Source organism: Rhodoflexus caldus (genome assembly GCF_021206925.1).
In the GTDB taxonomy this organism is placed as follows: Bacteria; Bacteroidota; Bacteroidia; order Cytophagales; family Thermoflexibacteraceae; genus Rhodoflexus; species Rhodoflexus caldus.
The window spans coordinates 32,582-52,718 of sequence record NZ_JAJPRF010000016.1 but is presented as its reverse complement, the minus strand read 5'-3'; the positions used below and the strand labels follow the sequence as shown (position 1 = coordinate 52,718).

Genomic DNA, 20,137 nt, shown 5'->3' with positions numbered 1-20,137 from the left:
CAAAATTATGCAAATAGTTCGTCTCTATGGCTGAAATTGGGAATTATCGCTGGCGCATTCTGGCACTGTTGTTTTTTGCCACCACCATTAACTATATCGACCGTCAAGTTATCGGCATTTTAGCCCCCGTGCTGCAAACCGAAATCGGCTGGAACGAGATAGATTACAGCCGCATTGTGATGGCGTTTCAGATTGCCTATGCAATCGGGATGGCATCTACGGGCTACTTTTTAGACCGATTCGGCACGCGCATCGGTTTTGCCGTTGCCATTGTGGTGTGGAGTTTGGCGGGCATCGGGCACGCTTTGGCGCGCAGCGTAGCGGGTTTTGCCTTGGCACGTTTTGTGCTGGGCATCGGTGAGGCTGCCAACTTCCCCGCCTGCCTGAAAACGGTTTCCGAGTGGTTTCCCCAAAAAGAACGGGCATTGGCAACGGGCATTTTCAATTCGGGTTCAAACATTGGGGCTATCCTTGCGCCGCTGACCGTGCCTTTTATTGCTACACAATACGGCTGGCAATGGGCATTCATCATTACGGGTGCTGTCGGTTTTATATGGCTGATTTTTTGGTGGCAGATGTACACCAAACCCGAGTTGCACCCTGTTTTAAGTCAGGGCGAACTTGCGTACATCCAATCGGGCAACCAAGCGGCTGCTGCACCCGTTCGGTGGGGGCAGTTGCTGGCGTTCCGTCAGACCTGGGCGCTTTGCCTGATGCGTTTCATCACCGACCCCGTTTGGTGGTTTTTCCTGTTTTGGGTGCCTAAATTTTTGTATGCCCAATACGGATTGCAGTTGCAGGCACTTGGTTTACCGCTTATTGTGCTTTTTTTGGTAGCCGATGTAGGCAGCATATCGGGCGGTTGGCTGTCGTCGTTTTGGTTGAAACGGGGGCGTTCGCTTGATTTTGCCCGCCGCAACACCTTGCTTGTGTGTGCATTGTTAGCCATGCCTGTTGCCTTGGCTGCGCAAATGCCATCCGCTGCCGGAGCGGTAGCACTGGTTGCGCTGGCTGCCGCTGCTTATCAGGGCTGGTCTGCCAATATTTTCACAATTGTTACCGACCTGTACCCCAAAAATGCCGTAGCCTCTATGTCGGGGCTGGCAGGCATGAGCGGGGCAATCGGCGGTACGTTGTTTTCTTCGCTGATAGGCTACGTACTGGAAACCACGGGCAACTATGCACTGATTTTCGGTGGTGCGGGGTTTGTTTTTATCAGCGCATGGCTGCTGCTTCGGATACTACTTCCTTCGCTGCAAGTAGTCAAATATGAGTAGTTATACTTATTTTTGCGTTACTTAGCGGTCAAACTACAATATTTTTGCTTTTAGCATGTTAATTGGTTAATAGGTTTAGATACAAAAATCCGCTACTTTTACGGATTTTAACCCAATGGCGATGTTTCAACTCTTACTATGATTTCCGATGAGGAGCATTTCGTTCAAAATGGTGGTGCTTTGTGTAGCAATGGTTTTGCTTGGCAGTATGCCGGCATTCTACTTTGCCTATACTGAAGCCCGTCAGGCAACGGAATCGGATATTAAGGAATCATTACTGAAAGAAACAGCGCTTACCATTACGGGAATTGATAGATTCTTGTATGAAAGAAGAAAAGACCTCTTCTCAATAGCACAAGACCCTGCTTTTATCGCTCCGATTACTACCAATGCACTCAAACAACGGGAGCGCACGGCACTCATCCAACGCCGCTTAGATGAACTCATTATCGCTTTTCCGCTGTACCAAAGCCTCACCTATTTTGATACACTGCGCAATTACATAGCTGATACCCGCATAGAAAATGTAGGCAAGAAGCACAGTTACTCTAAATACTGGCCGGAGTTGGAATACAAAGAATTTGTCATGGAGGTTTCCAAATCCGAATCCTTGCAAATTCCTGTTATACATTTTGCCAAAAAAATCCGCGATGAAAAAGGGCAGTATGTGGGCGTACTCGTAGCGCGAGTGTCTATGAACAAGTTACATGAACTGTTCAACCAAATCATCAGCGGGCCGGGCAGGCAAGATGAATTGCGCAGGAATTTGGAAATTGTATTGGTAGATAACGACGGCTACATCTTATTTTCCAATAAAAACAAATTTGCAGCCCTTACCAAACGCTATCCGGATATCAAATACATCAAAAAAATCATTGAATCTCCCACATTCGGCCAGCAAAACCGATTTGTGAATATGGAGAAAGAAATCTTTGTGTTGGATACACAAAAAGGATATCTGGACTATGCAGGCAGCGGATGGATTATTATTGCCAAAGCATCTAAGGAAGTTATTTTCAAGCCAATTTTGTTTTTGGGCGACCGCTACGCACGCATTGCATTGATTATTTGCGGCATAGGTACCATCATTGCCATTGGTGTGGGAAGATATTTTGCACAACCCATTATTTCCCTCAATCAGGCTGCCGAAGAAATGGCAGAAGGCGAATGGAATGAAATTGTATCCGACGGAAGAATGTTCAGACGGCACGATGAAATTGGGGAGCTCGCCCGTAGTTTCCGCAATATGTCGCAGCAGTTGGACAAAAAAATTAAGGAACAGAAAGAACTGAACACACAACTTATTTACAAATACGAAGAAGTTCAGCAGAAAACTGAGGAAATCCAAAGCCAAAACGAGAAAATCGCGCAGCAAAAAAGCGAGATAGAAAAGGCGCTTGCCGAGATTAAGCTGAAAAATAAGAACATTACATCAAGCATCAACTACGCACAGCGCATCCAAGCAGCGTTACTGCCTGAAAAAGAGGCTATTGCGCGCTGTTTTAATCAGTCATTTATATTATACAAGCCCAAGGATATTGTCAGCGGCGACTTTTACTGGTTCCGCCAAATGGTAAACGACCAAGGCGATCCTATTGCCATCATGGCTGTTGTTGATTGTACCGGACACGGTGTGCCGGGGGCGCTTATGTCTGTAATTGGCAGTAACCTGCTGTATCAGGTGGTTGTGATGGAGCGCCTTTTAGACCCTGCCCAAATCATCAAAAAAATGGATTTGGGGGTGATTAAGGTGCTGAAACAGAACGAGCTTTCCTCCAACCGTCAAGACGGTATGGATATTTCCATTTTTGTTTATAATCAGCACACCAAAGAATTGATAATTGCCGGCGCACATCAGTCTGCATACATGTTGCGCAACGATACATTGTATGAAATTAAAGGCGATAAGTTCTCGGTAGGTGGCATTATTAATACCAAAGCCATTCGTACAGTGAACAATCACATATGGCACTGTATGCGTGGTGATATGTTGTACCTCTGCACCGATGGTTACACAGACCAGTTCGGCAATGCCGATGGAGGACAGCCTCCCGTGAAATTCGGTAAAAAATTCCTGCGTCAGTTGCTAAAAGATATATCCCGCGCCGACACTTGCCGTCAGGAAAGCATTTTGTTGGAAACACACGAAATGTGGCGTGGCGACGAAACGCAAACCGATGATATTACCATTATCGGCATTCGCTTCTAACTAAAAGAAAATTTCCTGTGCCAGCCTGTAAGTATTGCTGTGCGCCTCAATGATGTCGGCAATTCGTGGCGAATAGCCGCCCCCCATACTTACGGCTACGGGTATGCGATTGTCTTTACAAGTTTGCAGCACAAATCGGTCGCGCTCCTTGCAGCCTTGCCGACTTACGGCAAGTTTGCCCAACTTATCGGTTGCCAAAATATCTGCGCCGGCAATGTAAAAAATGAAGTCCGGTTGTACGGTATCTATCAGGCGGGGCAGCGTCTCGTACAAAGTTTTCAGATATAAACTGTCGTCTGTCCCATCAGGCAGGCCAATATCAAGGTCGGATTGTTCTTTTTGCAGCGGATAATTTTTTTCCCCGTGCATACTGAAAGTAAACACGCGGTCGTCGCCTGCAAAAATCTGTGCGGTGCCATTGCCCTGATGCACGTCCAAATCCACCATTAGAATACGCTTTGCCAACTGTCGGTTGAGCAGGTAATGTGCCCCTACGGCCACATCGTTCAGCAGGCAAAAACCTTCGCCGCGATTAGTAAAAGCATGGTGTGTGCCCCCGGCAATATTCATGGCAATGCCATATTGCAAGGCAAAAAGTGCCGCCTGAATAGTTCCCTGCAAAATGACTACTTCGCGCTGTACCAAACTTTCCGATAGCGGGAAACCGGTTCGGCGCACTTCACTTGCCGAAAGTTGCTGTGTTTTCAGTTTTTGCCACCATTCCGCATCGTGGCTTGCCAAAATATCCGCTTCGCAGGCAGGCGACGGGGCAAAAAAATTATCATGATTGGCAGTTCCTTCGTATAAAAGTTGTTCGGGCAACAGTGTGTATTTCTCCATCGGGAAGCGGTGTCCCTCCGGCAGCGGGTGATGATAAACGGACGACCATGCGATTTTTAACATACCTCAATATCTGTTTGTAGCGGCATAATGTTTGCCGCATGCACAAAGCTACTCCCTTAAAATTTAGTACATTCGCATTATCTAATCACACGGATATGATAAGAAGGCTTTTGTTGGGCTTACTCTTACTGATAACGACAACCGCATTTGCCGACATAGGCGATATTGCCGCCATCAATCAGTTGAAACGCGAGGCAGAAGCTGCTTTTCGCAACAAATTTTGGAATGTAGCCATCAACAAGTATAAGCAATTGACAGATACGTATCAAGTAAAAGAACCTGCTGTATTGTTGAATCTGGCACATGCTTATTTCAATGCCGGCGAAATGTCTATGGCATTGATACAGTATGAGCAAGCCGCAAAAACAGGCGATAAAGCCGTTCAGACTGTGGCTTACCAACAAGCAGCCGTCATAAAAGCACAAAGCGGGCAATTGGAAGATGCGCTTAAATACCTGCGCAACAGTTTGCGCGCCTCGCCCGGCAATCAGGCTGCGCGCTATAATTATGAAGTTGTGTACGCTTTGCTGATAAAAAAACAACAGCAACAAGGGCAAAGCGAACAGAACAACGCTGACCAATCGCAACAAAATAAAAATCAGCAGCAACAGCAGCAAAATGCCGATAAGCAACAACAGCAGCAGAGAGGGCAGCAAAGCAAAGAAAATGCACAAAGCGGCGAGCAGGATGAGCAAAGCTCTGAGCAAGGAAAAATGGAAGACAAGAGTAGCAACAGCAAATTGCGCAGCAAAAAGTTAGAACAGATTAAAATGACGGAAGAACAGGCAAAGGCCATGCTGGATGCTATTCGCAACAATGAAGTGCAGTACCTGCAACAAATGCAACGACAGCCAAGCCGCCGCACCGACCGCAGCAAACCCGACTGGTAAACACATTGTTAAACAGTTGGATGATTAAACGTGTATCGCGTGAGTGTGAGGATTTTGGCGGATAACACGGATGAACGACAATTATAGCATACAATGCGAATGCATCTGCGTAACCCGTATTATCCGCATTAAAAAGAATGTAAAAATTTGCTTACTTTTTAATCATACACGTTGCTGATGTGTATCAGCATTTGCGGATTGAGAATGCGAATCTTTCGCTTATCAATGCTGATAATATTGGCATCGCGCAACTCTGAAATAACACGAATCGCCGTTTCTTTTACTGTACCAACAAAACTCGCCAAGTCTTCTCTGGTTAAAGAGATGGCGTGTTCCTCATCGGTGGAGGAGTTGGCCAGTAGCAACAAGGCTTCGGCAATGCGGCTGCGTACAGGTTTGTGCGCTAAATCACTCAATTTGGCTTCTGCTTCATCTGCCTCTCTGCATATCATCTCCATCAGTGCCTGATAGAAATCGTTATTGTTTCGCAGCAAAGCAAAGAAATCTGCTTTGGGAATCACGCAAACCCTGCACTCTTCTAAGGCAACAGCCGAATAGGTATAGCGGCTTTTCAGTATCAGCGAACGATACCCCAAGAAATTACCTTCCTGTGCTATGCGCATGATTTGCTCTTTCCCGTTGGAACTTAATTTGCTGATTTTTACTGTACCGCTGTTGATACAATAAAGCGCGGCCGGTACGCCGTTTTCAAGGAAAATATGGTCTCCTTTACGGAAAGTTTGAGTAGATTTAGTAGAGTTAATCTGTTCAGTTTCAGTTATTTGGCAAAAACTGAACAATGATTGCCCTCTACTTTTGCAATTACGGCAAACAGGAACTGCTGATTTCATGATTTTGCACTTTGAAGTTTGTTGTTTCAAATATACAAAATCACGAAAAAAATTATGCTTATTTTTTTAGAATCAACAGCGGAATATCGGACGTAAAAGCAAACTCCTTGCTGACACTTGGGTCAAAAATGCGCTCAATAAAACTGCGCTGCTGGTTAAGCAGTACCAACATATCGGTCGGATTGTCGTGGATATAGCGGCGAATACCACTGGTGGCGGTGTCTGCTGTTTGCAATACAAAACCTATATTGGCTGTCGATACGTGCCAATAAGTATCTTTCAAAGTGTCTAACAGCAACTTGTCCGATTCGGCACGGCTGCTGTCGGTAGTGATGTGCAGGCAAGTAAGTTTGCCGTCAAACAATTGACAAAACTCCAAAAGGCCGTCTATTACTGCTGTGTCGGTGCGGTCAAAATCAGTAGCATACACAACGTTGCGCAAGCCGTTGTAAACTGCTTTTTGCGGCACAATCAGAATAGGGCAGGTTACTTGGTCGGCTACTGCTCCGGCAATAGAACCCAGTACTATTCGCTCTAAACCGCTTGCACCTTTTGTGCCCATAACTACCAACTGATATTCGCCGCGACGCACCATTTCACCGACATCATCGGCCACTAAGCCCATTTTGACCAATACTTTTACCGAAACAGGCGTGCCGTCAGCATATTTTTTATCGCTGAGTTTTTCTTTTAATCCTTCCAAACGCTCATTCCAGTAAAGCTCCTGATTGTCTATCTGCATGTTCAGATAGCTCGGGTCTATGGTGGCAAACTGCACCTCTGTCATTACATAAAAACCATGATACAAGGTGATTTCGGCACCGACTTTGGCGGCAATGGCTACGGCATAATCCAATGCGGCCAATGAGTTTTCGGAGAAATCAATGGGGACAATTATTTGCGTGCGTTCCTGAGTGGCATTAGCGGCAGACGCGTTGGTATTTGTTTGCAGGATATTCATGGCTATCGGTAGAAGAATGTTTGTGAAACCAAAGATAAACATACAATCTGCATCAATTTAATGACTTTCGTCATCATTTTGCTAAATTTCGGAAAATCAATCCGGTAAATATGATGGACAATGCAATGTTTGATGAATCCAGAAGGGATTTTTTAAAGTCGGCAGGTCTGCTGACGGTAGGTGCGGCGACTATTCCTTGGACAGTTCAAGGATTTAGCCCCAACAGCGATACCCTGCGTGTAGGGTTGGTAGGTTGTGGCGGACGCGGAACCGGCGCTGCAAGCCAAGCCCTTAAAGCAGATAAAAACACGGTGCTGGTAGCTATGGCAGATATTTTTGCAGACCATTTGGAAGAGTCTTACAAAAATCTTGCGGCCAAGCACGGTGATAAAGTACAAGTACCTAAAACACAACGCTTTGTAGGGTTAGATGCCTACCGTAAACTGCTCAATTCAGGTGTGGACGTGGTTATTTTAGCCTCTCCGCCTGCTTTTCGCCCGCAGCACATGGAGGAGGCTGTGGCGGCAGGCAAACATATTTTCACCGAAAAACCGATGGCGGTAGATGTGCCGGGGTTAAAGCGAGTATTGGATGCTGCCCGCAAAGCACGTGAAAAAAAATTGGCAGTCGTTTCAGGATTTTGCTGGCGCTACGATTTCCCTAAACGTGCCATTTTCTCAAAAATCGTGAACGGCGAAATCGGTAAAGTAACCTCTATTCTGAACACTTACAATACAGGCCCGGCATGGCAAAAAGACCGCAAGAACGAGTGGAGCGATGCGGAGTTTGTATTGCGCAACTGGCCGCATTATACTTGGCTTTCAGGTGATTCCATTGCCGAACAGGCCGTTCACAGCCTTGATATGATGAGTTGGGCGCTGGGCGATAAACCACCCGTTCGGGTATTCGGAACAGGCGGACGGCAGGTTAATACAGGCAAAGAATTAGGCAATATTTTTGACCATTTCGCCATTGTGTATGAGTACGAAAACGGTGTAAAAGGTTATCATTACAGCCGCAAGCAGTCGGGATGTTCCAACAGCTATCTGGTTGAGGTTTCAGGAACCAAAGGCCATGCGCTGATTGACTGTATGAAGAGTAAACACATTATCACACCGCATGAAGGGCAGCCTTGGGAATATCGTGGCGATAAAAATGACATGTACCAAACCGAGCATGATGAACTTTTTGCTTCCATTCGCAAAGGGCAACCCATCAACGACGGCGAATGGATGACGCAAAGCACCATGCTGGCACTCATCGGGCGGATGGTGGCCTACACCGGCCAAACCATTACATGGGAAGAGGCGTGGGCATCAAAAGAAGTGTTAGTACCCGACAATTTGCAATGGGGGCAAACCCTGCCTGCCCCTATGGCGGTACCGGGCATTACCAAACTGCTGTAATGAGTCAGTAATCACATGAGAGCTTAACTTTTTACCGCAGCTTTCGCAAAGGCTCAATTGCGGAGTACGCTTTAAAAAACTGCTCGCTCACTTATCATTGCGGCATTTTATGTCGGATTTTTTAGCATGTGCCTGTTGGAGAAAACCTCCGACAGGTGCAGTTTTTATGTCCCCAAGCATCAGAACGGATAGCCGATGCCCACGTTAAAGGTAGGGTTTCGGAAGGCTTCGCGGCCTAATACGAAGCGCTGTTGCAGCGGGAAGGCGGGGTCCCAAACGCGCAGGCCTATGTCAAAACGCAAAATCACGATGGAAAAATCCATGCGCAAACCTGCCCCTGTTCCAACGGCTATCTCCTGTACAAATCGGTTCAGTTTGAAGTCGGAGCCGGGGCGCGAATCGGGCGTGAGCATCCACACATTGCCTGCATCAATAAACAATGCGCCATTGACAAAACTGAACAGTTTGGTGCGCAGTTCCATGTTCATTTCCAGCAAAAGCTCGCCGGGTTGTTCAAAACGGAGGTCAAAAAGGCCGGTGTTTTCATTGAAAGGTGGGGTATAGCTGCCCGGCCCGAGGCGGCGCGGTCGCCAAGCACGTATGCTGTTGCTGCCACCCGTGAAAAAGTATTTTTCGTAGGGCAATACCGTGCTGCGTGCATCTTCGGTTTTGCCGTAAGGGTTCGCAACTCCCAGATTGGCACGCATGGCAAGCGTAGTTTCTTTGCTCAGGGGCAAGTAGTAGCGGCCTTCGGCATTGAGCTTAAAAAACCGAAAATATTCCAGCCCGAAAATGGTGCTGCTGCTCCGCAAAAATTTGTCGCTCAAAAAGTTAAGCGTAGTGCCTCCCGACTCTCCAAATAGCCTGACATAAACGGCATCCTGTCTTTTGGTGTCGGAATAAACAAAATTGGCCGAAATACTTGACACAAGAAGCCTGCTGAAACTGCGCAATAAGGTGTTGCCCCCGGCTGCCAATTGCAACAGGTACTCAATAAAAGCGTCTTGATAGCGCGGTGTATTGACAATGGTCAGGTCTAAGGGGGTCAGTGTAAACTGTTTGTCGCGCAGGTTTGTCCATTCGTAGTTGAAGGTGGACTGGAAATTCAAGCGGTCATACTCCGGCCTTCTGATAAAGGTATAGCCCGTAGTGAGCTTTGTTTTTGGAGAAAAAATGTTCAAAGCGCGTTTTTTGTCCAAACTGATGGGAAAAATCAATTTGGGGAAACTGATACTTGCGTTCAGGCTGAGTTCTTGCGAGTTGTAGGTATTTTGCACCTCTGCGGCGCTGCCTTGCGCTTCCAAAGAGCCCCGCGCCCGAAACTCGATGATTTCGCAACCGTGGAAAATATTGCGGTTGCGCCACGAAGCACTGAAAAACGGGCCGGGTAGTGCTTGTGCTACGTTCAAGCCTCCTTCCAAACTGACCTCATTGATGGGCAGGGGGCTTACAAAAATGCGAGGGTTCAGTATGCCGCCGCTTGTGTCTTGTGCAATATTGACAAACTTGAACATATCCAGCCCTGCCAATGCCCGCTGGGTTTCTTCTGCATTGGCCTGGCTGCTTAACTGAAAAGGTTTCAACCGAATGCGGTCTTCTAATAGTTTGGGGGAATAACGCTCCGTATTGAAAGAAACGATGCGCAAGCCTTTGTAATTCAGCGTATCACGCGCAGGCCGCTCGCTTTCCGTGTTTACGTCTGTAATGATTTCAACCTGACCAATTGCAAACTGCCGATGCGGGTTTTTTTCATCAATGGTCTCTATGGTAACGCGCAAATCGGCACGGCGCGGCTTGCCGATTAGGGTATCTACGTCAAAAAAAATGAAGTCGCGGGTAAACTCATAGTAGCCGTTGTTGCGCAGGTGGCGGGTAATGCGGTCGCGTTCCTGTGCGAATACCCCCTCGTCGTAGCGCATATTGCTTCGCAGCAGGCTGTTGAGCGTATCCTGACGAACAATTTTAAGCAATACAGAGTCGCTGCTGCTGTAAAAAATGCGGTTAATCGTATGCGCGGCTCCCTCTGTTACCTGATAGGTAACGGTTGCCAAACGTTTTTTGATGTGGTATGATGGCTTTACCTGTGCGGCAAAAAAACCGCGCTGCCGGATGGCCAATTGCATTTGTTGGGCAGTGCGGTACATCAGTGCAGAATCAAAAATGACGGGCTTTTCGCCAACGGAGCGCATGAGCCAGTTGCCTTCGTCTATCCAACGGCGAAGTTTGCCTAATTCCTTATCACGTTTGGCCAAAATTTTCCGCTCTTGCCTGAAATCCAATGTCGTATCCTGTAAAAGTTGCTCGTAATAGCTTTCCCGTTTTGCCAACTCCGCCTGCTTTTCGGGCAGTTTGCGCTCGTAGGGCTTTTTGCCTTCATAATAGGCAATTACATAGGGCGAAAAAGCAAAGAGCAACAGTTTGCGATTGGGGCGCTGCCTGTAAAAGGCTTCCAGTTCATCGGTGGCAACCTGCCGATTGCCTTTGATAATTTGCGTGTATAGCAATTGCTCTCCTTCCTGCAAGTAGCGCACACCCGTACAACTCATCACGGTAGAACAAATAATTATAAGCAATAAGCAGCGGCGAATCATGTTGCACATGGGTAATTCATTCGGCAGACAAAAGTACCAATTTAGATTTTTTATCTGTCCAATATTTGGCAGTATGAATTGATAATCTGTTTACCGCTTGTACAATGGCAACTGATTTTTTTCAAAAAATCGGGGAACGTTTGAGGAATTGAGGGAATTAAACCACGTAAACCAACTTACAATAAGACAATGCTAACCTTCATTGCAGCCATCATCGGCTATTTCGCAGGAGAATTTCTTATCGGCGGCATTTTATTCGCCTTGTTCGGTAAAATCGGAAGCGACCCTAACGCTCCTGAAAATGCTATTTATTCGTGGATAGGTAAAATTGCAGGTGCGTTACTTGCTATTTGGCTCACGTCTAATTAATTGCTCTACATCGGAAAAGCAGGTGGGGTTGCGCGTGCAGTTCCATCTGCTTTCCATGAAATTTACAACCAATTTGAGCCGCTAAGCAAATTATACGCAAACCTTACAGGTTTTGGACAACTGTTAGGTTTAAATGTTTGTTTTTTTAGTAATTTACGCGAAAAAACTTCACAAAACCTTCTGCTTTTGTATGTTTGCACAATATTTTTTCAAAGCAACTTTTTCTTGACAGAAGACATTTCTATTCGGCTATAAATGCCGCTGCAATTCGCTTAGGCAGTGAATTTCCAGCGTAACCTCCGTTTCGTGGGCGATTCGTTCGGGATTGTAGAAGATGGTATCCAGCCCCAGCACCTTTGCACCGCCAATGTCTGTTTCCAAATTATCGCCAATCATGGCCGAATCGTGCGTGCCTGCGCCTGTTTGAGCGAGCGCATAATCAAAAATTGCCCGATGCGGTTTCTTGTGCCCCGAATTTTGGGAAGTAACCAAAGCCTCAAAGTAGTGCGCAATGCCTGCACTGCGGATTTTGGTTTGCTGAATATCGTCAAAACCGTTGGTAATGATGTGCAGGCGATATCGGTTGGCTAAATAATCCAGTGTTTCGCGGGCATGTGGCAGCAGGTGCGGCTTGGTCGGGCAGATGGCCAGATAGTCTTCGCCTAATTGGGGTGGGGGAGTGCCCGCTGCCCCGAGTCGCTCCCAAATGCGGATAAAGCGCTGGGCGCGAAGGGTTTGCTGGTCTATTTTGTTGTGGTTGTACAAATCCCACAACTGCCGATTAACTTCACTGAATGCGTTAAGAAAGTCGGCAACGGAAAAGTTGCCCCACTGCTGCAATCGGTAGGTTTCGTACAAATCGGCAAGTGTTTCGTTAGAGTTGCGCTCAAAGTCCCACAGCGTATGGTCTAAGTCAAAGAAAAGATGCGTGTAAGCAGCCATTAAAGCGAAAGTTGTAACTTCTCAAAGATACGGCAGATTTAGTACATTGCGGTTAAGCTATTGTAAATATCCTGATACCACGATGACACTCAAACGACGTTCGTTTCTCAATCTGGCGGCGCTGACCCCTGCGCTGGCGCTGCCACAATGGTCATTTGCCCGTCCGCAAAACGATGAATTGCCGGCTGCCATCCGTGCCTTGAAACCCATGACCGACGGCATTGTACCCATCAGCCGCGAAGAACGGCAGGCGCGAATCGCCAAAGCGCAAAGCCTGATGCAGGCGAATAAAATAGATGCCGTATTCTTGGAGCCGGGCACTACCATGCGCTATTTTCTTGATTTTGACTTCTTTACTTCTGAGCGCATGGTGGCCGCTGTTATCCCTGCCAAAGGTGAAATTGTTTACATCTGTCCTAAATTTGAAGAAGGGAAGGTCGGCGAATTAGTCAAGTTTGGTAAAGAAATTCGCACATGGGAAGAACATGAAAGCCCTTACAAGGTAGTAGCCGGCATCCTGAAAGACCGTGGAACACCCAACAGCACGGTCGGCATAGAAGAACGCACCCGTTTTTTCCTCTTTGAAGGTATCCGTCAGGAATTGCCGCGCCTGAAATTTGTTTTGGCCGACCCTGTAACGGCAGGTTGCCGCATGTTTAAATCACCTGCCGAGCTTGCCTTGATGCAAAAGGCCAACGACATCACCATCGCTGCCTACAAAGCCGTTTTTGATTCACTCTACGAAGGCATGACACAAGCCGATTTCAGCCGTTTGGCGGCCGCTGCCCATCGTGCCTTGGGTATTCCCGGCTCTATCGGTGCCAACTTTGCCGAAGCCTCCGCTTTTCCGCATGGCAGCAGCAAGCCGCAGAAATTGAAGGAGGGCGATATTATTCTGGCCGACGGCGGCTGTACGGTAGAAGGCTATAAGTCCGACATCAGCCGAACCATCGTATTCGGCAAGCCCTCTGCCCGACAGTTGGAGGTGTGGAACGTAGAAAAAGAAGCACAAACCGCTGCCTTTGAAGCTGCCAAATTAGGTGCGCCCTGCGAGGTTGTGGATGCTGCTGCACGTGCTGTTATTACAAAGGCCGGCTTTGGCCCCGACTACAAATATTTCAGCCACCGCACCGGACACGGCATCGGTATGGACGGCCACGAGTGGACAAATTTGGTGAGAGGCAACAAAACACCCTTGCAAGAGGGCATGTGCTTCAGCAATGAGCCGGGTATTTACATTGTCGGGGAGTTTGGGGTTCGTTTGGAAGACTGTTTCTATATGACCGCCTCAGGGCCGAAATATTTCAGCGAGCCGAGCCCGTCGTTGGACAAGCCCTTTGTCCTGTGAGCCTATCCGAAGTAACACGCGAACTATTTGCTGCCAACTTGATAGCAGGAACAGGCGAAGTTCATGCTCAATGTGCATTGGCTGCCCCTCATACTCAAACCTGACAGGTTTTCAAAACCTGTCAGGTTTAAATAGTTGTTTTTCAATAACTTACACAAGGTATTTTGCAAGCTACCTACGCTTGTATATATCGGTTCCAATGGCTATGACTGCTACGGACATGTGCGCAGTCTTGAATCAAACAGAACTTTTCCGAGCGTTTATTATCTGATTCACGCGGAATCTCTAATCTGAATGCAGCACAATGCCGAGGGGTTGTATTTACCTGCCCAGCTCAATGGCACGCTGCCAAGCTGCGCGCAGGCCGTCACCTATCAGGTTGTGCAGGTCGTGTGCGTGAAACTGGTGCAAAGCGGCTTCGGTTGTGCCTCCGCGAGAGGCTACCTTGCCTATCCAATCGCTGCAACTAAGGTTGTAGGTATTGAGCAGGTGTACAGCGCCCATAAAAGTCTGCTCCACCATCATTTCGGCCTGAACTTGCGTGAAACCCATCTCCATAGCGGTTGCAATCATGGCATCCATGAAATAGAAAACATAGGCAGGGCCGCTACCCGAAATGGCCGTAACAGCATCCAACTTATTTTCATCGTCAAAATACAGCGTTTTACCGGTTGTATTTAACAGGTTTTGGATATTGAAGACTTCTTCTTTGGTAACGGCATCGGTAGAAGTAAAGCCCGTCATACCCATACCTATCTGGGCGGGCAAATTGGGCATGGCACGTACAATTTTAGGCGTGGGTATTGCTTCCGCAATGCTTTGCATTTTGACTCCTGCCATAATGGAAAGAATAATTTGGTGTGGCTTTACCAACGGCGCCAGCCTTGGAAACAGGGCTTTTGTATCCTGAGGTTTAATTGCCAGAATAATCACATCCATTTCGCCTACGTAGTCGCCAACTTCAAAAAATACATTTTCAAAGCCCAATGATTTAAAAAAGGTTACTTTTTCGGGGTAATGTTCCAAAATATACAGGTCGTCCTGTGAGATGGCGTGGTTGGCTATAAAGGCATCCGCATAGGTTTTACCCATATTGCCGCCGCCTGCGATGAGTATTTTCATAGAAATGCAATCGTTCGAACAACCAAAAATAGCAGAAAAACCAAGTAATTTTGTCTTCAACTTTCTAAATCAACACATGAAGTACTATCAGTCCATCATCGATACCATCGGACACACGCCGCTGATTAAGCTCAATAAGGTTACGCACGGCATCAAAGGAACTGTGCTTGCTAAGGTAGAGTATTTCAATCCGGGCAATTCTGTAAAAGACCGCATCGCCTTGCGCATGATTGAAGATGCCGAGCGCGAAGGCCGCCTCAAACCGGGCGGAACAATTATTGAAGGTACTTCCGGCAATACAGGGATGGGACTTGCGCTCACTGCCATTGCCAAAGGCTATAAATGTATTTTCACCGTTTCCGATAAGCAATCGCAGGAAAAAATCAACATTTTGCGAGCCTTAGGCGCAGAGGTGGTGGTTTGCCCCACCAACGTAGAACCCGATGACCCGCGTTCTTACTATTCGGTGGCGCGTCGCCTGAACCAAGAAATTCCAAACTCGATTTACCCGAATCAGTACGACAACCTCTCTAATACTGCGGCACACTATGCAACCACAGGCCCCGAAATCTGGGAAGATACCGAAGGCAAAATCACGCACCTTGTGGCGGGCGTAGGCACGGGCGGCACTATTTGCGGCACTTCCAAGTATTTGAAAGAGCGCAACCCTAAGTTAGTTACCATTGGCATTGACACTTACGGTTCCGTTTTCAAAAAGTACAAGGAAACAGGCATTTTTGACGAAAAAGAAATTTATCCGTACCTGACCGAAGGTATTGGCGAGGATATCTTGCCCAAGAACGTGGACTTTGATATGATTGACTTGTTTATCAAAGTAACCGATAAAGATGCGGCCATTATGGCGCGTCGTATGGCACGTGAGGAAGGCTTGTTTATTGGCTGGAGCTGCGGTTCTGCCATGTATGGCGCATTGGAATATGCCCGCCAACACCTCAAAGAAGATGATGTGATGGTTGTAATTCTGCCCGACCACGGCACGCGCTATCTCAATAAAATCTACAACGATGTATGGATGAAAGACCATGGATTCTTGGAACAGCGTCATTTTGCTACTGCGCGCGACATTATCCGTGCCCGTAATGGCGCTACTCCGCTGATTACCGTGGACAAGAGCGATACCATTGGTTTTGCAATTAAAATGCTCAATAAGGCAGGTATTTCGCAGTTGCCGGTGGCAGACGGGGACAATATTGTCGGCAGCCTAAACGACAGCACGCTGCTGAATATGTTGATTGACAACCCTTCGGCCAAAGATTTGCCGGTTGCGGAAGTAATGGGGCCTCCTTTCCGCTTTGTTGGCATTGACAATACGGTGGATGCACTTTCCGGATTGATAGATAAAGAAAACAAAGCCCTGTTAGTTCGCGATGAAGCCAATCAGGTGCATATCATCACCCAGCACGATTTGCTGGTAGCGCTGACCAATTAACGCTTTGCAACGGCGGCGTGCAACGGCGGCGTGCAATGTTCTGCAACAATGCAACAATTTATACCAAAGCGCAAGAGGTTTGTGAAATTTTGTGTAAACTGCTGAAAAACAGTTGCTTAAACCTGACAGGTCTTGGAAGCCTGTCAGGTGTTATTTATAAGGCACACTGCGCGCGTATGTGAGTTGATGCTGTTTGGTTTGGCTTACTCAACACATCCCGCGCCCAATGAGGTTATCGCAAAAGATGGCCGTAGCAATGCCTGCATTCAGCGATTCGGCACCGCCGATGCGTGGAATGGTGAGCGCATGAGTAATCACCGGCAGCAGGTCATCGGCAATGCCTTGCGACTCGTTGCCAATCAGAATGGCTCCTTTGACTTTTGCTTGAAATTGGTGAATGTTGCTGCCGTTGAGCAAAGCGCCGTACACGGGTAACGGGTAGGTACTGAAAAATTGTTTAAGGTCGGTGTAGAAAGGTTTTACACGCAAAAAAGACCCCATGGAAGCGGCTATTACTTTGGGGTTGTACCAGTCGGCGGTGGTAGGCGAGCATACAATGCGGCGGATACCGTACCAGTCGGCAATGCGAATCATAGTACCCAAATTGCCCGGGTCGCGGATATCGGAAAGTGCCAACAGCCACTCGTTGGTGGGTATATCATTGCTTGGTACGGGTATTTCTACCACTGCCAGCGCAGCGTTGTTGCTTTGAATCGTTCCTGCCTGCTCCAACTCGTCAGGCGAGGCGGTTTCCAATAAAAAACGGCCTTTGTGCTGCCCCATTGCGGTAGCAATGAACTCTTCGGTGGCAAATACAGCCACTGTCCGAAAACCGTTTAGCGTACCTTCCGCCATGAGTTCGGAAACGCTTTTAGCCCCTTCTACCAGAAAGAGTTGCTCTTCCTGTCGGTATTTTTTTTGGTGCAGCGAGCGGCACAGTTTCAGCCATTTTTTAGAGATTGCCATTGTGCAAAATTGCCCGACTTCTGCCAAAATAAAAACCCTGCCGCAGGGTTTTATACCGATAGTATATCTTTGCCGCTATGCGCATCGTATTTATGGGTACGCCCGATTTTGCCGTACCGTCTTTGGAAATATTGGTTAAAAACGGTTATGAGGTAGTGGCAGTAATTACTGCCCCCGACAAACCCGCAGGCAGAGGTCTGAAATTACAGCCTTCTGCCGTAAAAGTAGCTGCCGAACGCTTGGGTTTGCCTGTGTTACAACCCGAAAAACTCAAAAATGAAGATTTTTTAAACCAACTGCGAGCGTTAAATGCCGACCTGCAAATTGTGGTGGCATTTCGTATGTTGCCTGAGGCAGTTTGGGCAATGCCGCGTTTGGGTACATTCAACCTTCACGCATCGCTACTGCCCCAATATCGCGGTGCAGCACCCATCAACTGGGCAATTATCAACGGGGAAACCGAAACAGGTGTTACTACTTTTTTCCTGCAACACGAGATAGATACGGGCGATTTGATTATGCAGGCAAAAGAGCCCATCCATCGCAGCGATACAGCGGGCACACTCTATGAACGACTGATGTATAAAGGTGCGGAACTTGTGTTGCAAACCGTTCAGGCCATTGAAAAGGGCAATGTAAAAACTACTCCGCAGCAGCAAATCGCAGTGGAAGAACTGAAAAATGCCCCCAAGATTTTCAAAGAAACCTGTGAAATCAATTTTCATCAGTCATCGGAAGATGTGTTCAACTTTGTGCGCGGCATGAACCCCTTTCCAACGGCATGGGCACGCCACAACGGTCATACGTATAAAATCCACAAGGTAGTACCCGTGCACAACGGCAACCGATACCAACCTGCAGAGTGGCACACCGATAACAAAACTTTTTTGCACATCGGTACCATAGACGGCTATGTGATTGTAGAAGAGTTGCAGGCCGAAGGTAAAAAACGCATGGGCATCGCCGAGTTTCTGCGCGGAAACAGACTCTGACAGTATCGGGAAGGCGTTGGGGGTGTATTATCCATCAAGCACTCATTCTTGTTATCAGCCCTAACTAATACTTTTGGAAAGCAAAATCTGAAGCCCGAATTTAAAATATCGGTTTTTTACATAAAATCCCGACAGCTTTTTAAAGCCTGTCGGGATTGTTATTTTGATTTTCAATAATTTTCGCAAAATTTACCTGCCAATCACCTGCAATTTTAATTACGGCATGTCAGGCGGGCATCCCAACGAATTTGCCGTAGCTCATCGGAGATTTTCAGGCTGTCTTGTTTTTGTCTATCACCTCTTTCTTAAAATTCTGCACTACTTCTTGGGTCTTTTTCAGCGACTGAAAAACCGTTTGGAGTTTTTCCATGGTTTCCACATCTTCCGCCGAGTTAAATTTGGCTTTCAGTTGGCTTTCAATTTTCTGAAACTCTTGAAGAGCAATCATTGCCTGCTGCATACCTTCTGAAATGCGGCCGGTGGTTGCCACTATTACCTGACGGATGTTCTGCACATCTGCCGTAATTTCGCCAAGTTCGGCTGTCAGGCGGCGCAACTCTGCGCTGCGAGCCTGTATGTTTTTAATCGAGCCGTCAATAATGGCTGCCGACAAATCTTCTTTAAACGTTTTGGCAATGTTCAGCACGTCGGTAGGAACTTCGGGGTTTTGCATAAACTCCCGCAACTCCTGACGCACTTTCATTTGCTCATCCAAATTTTTACTGCTGACCGCTTCTTCGGCTCTTTCGGTAAGGGCTAACAATTTGGCTGCCCAACTGGCTCTGCTCATCTCCTTGATGGGTTAAAAGGTCTTTCGTAGGCTTGGTGAATTTGCTGAATGTTTTGCACTGCCGTTACAAATTCGGCAAAACTGAATGATTTACCAACGGCATCTATTTTTTTAAGCGATGCATGTGTTTGTGCCCATACCTGCAAGGCTGCTACCGTATTGCGATGCAGCATTTCCGATTGCACCAACTGCGCATTAATGGCAGCACTGCCCTGTGTGTATTCTTTGTAGATAGATTCGTTATTTTTTAAAAATTCCTGATTGGCATTGTATACCTGCAAAATATCGGCCTCGCGGCGTTTGACCAACTCTTCTTCGGAAGCAGGTTGTGCAGGGTTGCGGTCTATATTGATTTCCTGCAATAAATTGGCCTTTCGGGCTTGCAGTTTGGCTTGTTTGTACTCGGCAATGGCCAGCATTTCAGGCATCAGCGATTCGTTGATTTTCAGCCGCTCTTCGTATTGTCGGGCTGTTTTGGCATATTTTACGAACAAGTCGTCAAGATTATCTTCCAATACTACGCGATGCACGCGCTGCAAATCGGTCAGGTTTTCTTGTATGAGCACGGCCATGCGTTGAATGACCACGTCGGAGTCGTCTAAAAGTAAGCCCAATTTGCGGCGGGTAGCGGCCAATTGCGCCTGTTTAATCAAAAAAGTAGCCAGCGTAGCTATCTCACTCGCCGCCCTGCCTTGTACAGGTGCGAAACTGCGGGCAGTGGTTGCAAGGCGAGTAAGCTGTGTCCCCAACTGATTGAGTGCTTTGGGGTCGTTGTTGGAAGCCGTACATTTGGCAAGCGCATCGGCGTAGGCTGCCATGGCGGCGAGTGCTTGCTGAGTAGGCTGCCAAGCATTACGCAGCGTGTCAATGATATATCTGCGATTAGTTTTGATATAGCGCTGGGTTACGTCGGTTTCGGTTTGGGTGTAAGATTTATTGACCGCCGCCGACAATTCCCTTGTTTGCTGGGCATACCCCGAAAGGTCGGGCAGCGCAGCGCAACTGCTGAGCAAATACAGGCATAGAAGCCCTGCTATGAGTCTATTCATCATTCGTTTAGTGAAAACTTT

At 47.3% G+C, this 20,137-nt stretch carries 17 protein-coding genes; 8 read left to right on the top strand and 9 right to left on the bottom strand.

What is annotated here, in order from left to right:
• Positions 1-26 precede the first annotated feature (26 nt).
• Both NDK19_RS14320 and NDK19_RS14315 read left to right on the top strand, forming a co-directional pair.
• Positions 27-1,277 (top strand): MFS transporter, encoded by a 1,251-nt coding sequence (locus NDK19_RS14320; RefSeq protein WP_250632589.1) that lies wholly within the window; start codon positions 27-29, stop codon positions 1,275-1,277.
• A 148-nt stretch (positions 1,278-1,425) separates the two neighbouring features.
• Positions 1,426-3,486 carry a SpoIIE family protein phosphatase gene (locus NDK19_RS14315; RefSeq protein ID WP_250632588.1) on the top strand — a complete coding sequence of 687 codons (2,061 nt, stop codon included), beginning with the start codon at positions 1,426-1,428 and terminating at the stop codon, positions 3,484-3,486.
• On the opposite strand, the gene NDK19_RS14310 is transcribed toward NDK19_RS14315, so the two are convergent.
• Positions 3,487-4,389, bottom strand: coding sequence for a histone deacetylase family protein (locus tag NDK19_RS14310; protein ID WP_250632587.1), 903 nt, complete (start codon positions 4,387-4,389; stop codon positions 3,487-3,489). It lies immediately after the preceding gene.
• Between the two features lie 95 nt (positions 4,390-4,484).
• Between NDK19_RS14310 and NDK19_RS14305 the strand changes: the two genes are divergently transcribed.
• On the top strand, positions 4,485-5,279 hold the full coding sequence (locus tag NDK19_RS14305; protein ID WP_250632586.1) for a hypothetical protein: 795 nt from the start codon (positions 4,485-4,487) through the stop codon (positions 5,277-5,279).
• Positions 5,280-5,437: 158 nt separating this feature from the next.
• Here NDK19_RS14305 and NDK19_RS14300 read toward each other — a convergent pair whose 3' ends face one another.
• Together NDK19_RS14300 and NDK19_RS14295 are read right to left on the bottom strand one after the other, a co-directional pair.
• A complete protein-coding gene (locus tag NDK19_RS14300) occupies positions 5,438-6,079 on the bottom strand; it encodes a Crp/Fnr family transcriptional regulator (protein WP_250632585.1) in 642 nt (213 codons plus the stop codon).
• Positions 6,080-6,188: 109 nt separating this feature from the next.
• Positions 6,189-7,091 carry a universal stress protein gene (locus NDK19_RS14295; protein ID WP_250632584.1) on the bottom strand — a complete coding sequence of 301 codons (903 nt, stop codon included), beginning with the start codon at positions 7,089-7,091 and terminating at the stop codon, positions 6,189-6,191.
• A 110-nt stretch (positions 7,092-7,201) separates the two neighbouring features.
• On the opposite strand from NDK19_RS14295, the gene NDK19_RS14290 reads away from it, so the two are divergent.
• Positions 7,202-8,497 carry a Gfo/Idh/MocA family protein gene (locus NDK19_RS14290; RefSeq protein ID WP_250632583.1) on the top strand — a complete coding sequence of 432 codons (1,296 nt, stop codon included), beginning with the start codon at positions 7,202-7,204 and terminating at the stop codon, positions 8,495-8,497.
• A gap of 179 nt (positions 8,498-8,676) precedes the next feature.
• On the opposite strand, the gene tamL is transcribed toward NDK19_RS14290, so the two are convergent.
• Positions 8,677-11,088: a translocation and assembly module lipoprotein TamL gene (tamL, locus tag NDK19_RS14285; protein ID WP_449619095.1), complete on the bottom strand. Its 2,412-nt coding sequence runs from the start codon at positions 11,086-11,088 to the stop codon at positions 8,677-8,679.
• Positions 11,089-11,277: 189 nt separating this feature from the next.
• Between tamL and NDK19_RS14280 the strand changes: the two genes are divergently transcribed.
• Positions 11,278-11,457 carry a hypothetical protein gene (locus NDK19_RS14280; protein ID WP_250632581.1) on the top strand — a complete coding sequence of 60 codons (180 nt, stop codon included), beginning with the start codon at positions 11,278-11,280 and terminating at the stop codon, positions 11,455-11,457.
• A gap of 249 nt (positions 11,458-11,706) precedes the next feature.
• Here the strand turns inward: NDK19_RS14280 and NDK19_RS14275 are convergent, their stop codons facing one another.
• Positions 11,707-12,399, bottom strand: a complete 693-nt coding sequence (locus tag NDK19_RS14275; RefSeq protein WP_250632580.1) for a YjjG family noncanonical pyrimidine nucleotidase — start codon at positions 12,397-12,399, stop codon at positions 11,707-11,709.
• Positions 12,400-12,481: 82 nt separating this feature from the next.
• On the opposite strand from NDK19_RS14275, the gene NDK19_RS14270 reads away from it, so the two are divergent.
• Entirely contained in the window at positions 12,482-13,747 is a 1,266-nt protein-coding gene (locus tag NDK19_RS14270) for a M24 family metallopeptidase (RefSeq protein ID WP_250632579.1), read from the top strand.
• Positions 13,748-14,068: 321 nt separating this feature from the next.
• Here the strand turns inward: NDK19_RS14270 and proC are convergent, their stop codons facing one another.
• Positions 14,069-14,869 (bottom strand): pyrroline-5-carboxylate reductase, encoded by an 801-nt coding sequence (gene proC / locus NDK19_RS14265; RefSeq protein WP_250632578.1) that lies wholly within the window; start codon positions 14,867-14,869, stop codon positions 14,069-14,071.
• 76 nt (positions 14,870-14,945) lie between these two features.
• Here proC and NDK19_RS14260 point away from each other — a divergent pair, with 76 nt between their 5' ends.
• On the top strand, positions 14,946-16,319 hold the full coding sequence (locus tag NDK19_RS14260; protein WP_250632577.1) for a cystathionine beta-synthase: 1,374 nt from the start codon (positions 14,946-14,948) through the stop codon (positions 16,317-16,319).
• Between the two features lie 207 nt (positions 16,320-16,526).
• Here the strand turns inward: NDK19_RS14260 and NDK19_RS14255 are convergent, their stop codons facing one another.
• Positions 16,527-17,285 carry an RNA methyltransferase gene (locus NDK19_RS14255; RefSeq protein WP_250632576.1) on the bottom strand — a complete coding sequence of 253 codons (759 nt, stop codon included), beginning with the start codon at positions 17,283-17,285 and terminating at the stop codon, positions 16,527-16,529.
• A 77-nt stretch (positions 17,286-17,362) separates the two neighbouring features.
• Here NDK19_RS14255 and fmt point away from each other — a divergent pair, with 77 nt between their 5' ends.
• Complete coding sequence (fmt, locus tag NDK19_RS14250) at positions 17,363-18,277, top strand: methionyl-tRNA formyltransferase (protein WP_250632575.1); 915 nt, start codon at positions 17,363-17,365, stop codon at positions 18,275-18,277.
• A gap of 271 nt (positions 18,278-18,548) precedes the next feature.
• Here fmt and NDK19_RS14245 read toward each other — a convergent pair whose 3' ends face one another.
• Both NDK19_RS14245 and NDK19_RS14240 read right to left on the bottom strand, forming a co-directional pair.
• Complete coding sequence (locus tag NDK19_RS14245; protein WP_250632574.1) at positions 18,549-19,067, bottom strand: hypothetical protein; 519 nt, start codon at positions 19,065-19,067, stop codon at positions 18,549-18,551.
• Entirely contained in the window at positions 19,064-20,119 is a 1,056-nt protein-coding gene (locus tag NDK19_RS14240; protein WP_250632573.1) for a hypothetical protein, read from the bottom strand. The genes NDK19_RS14245 and NDK19_RS14240 overlap by 4 nt, the downstream gene beginning before the upstream one ends.
• Positions 20,120-20,137: the final 18 nt, after the last annotated feature.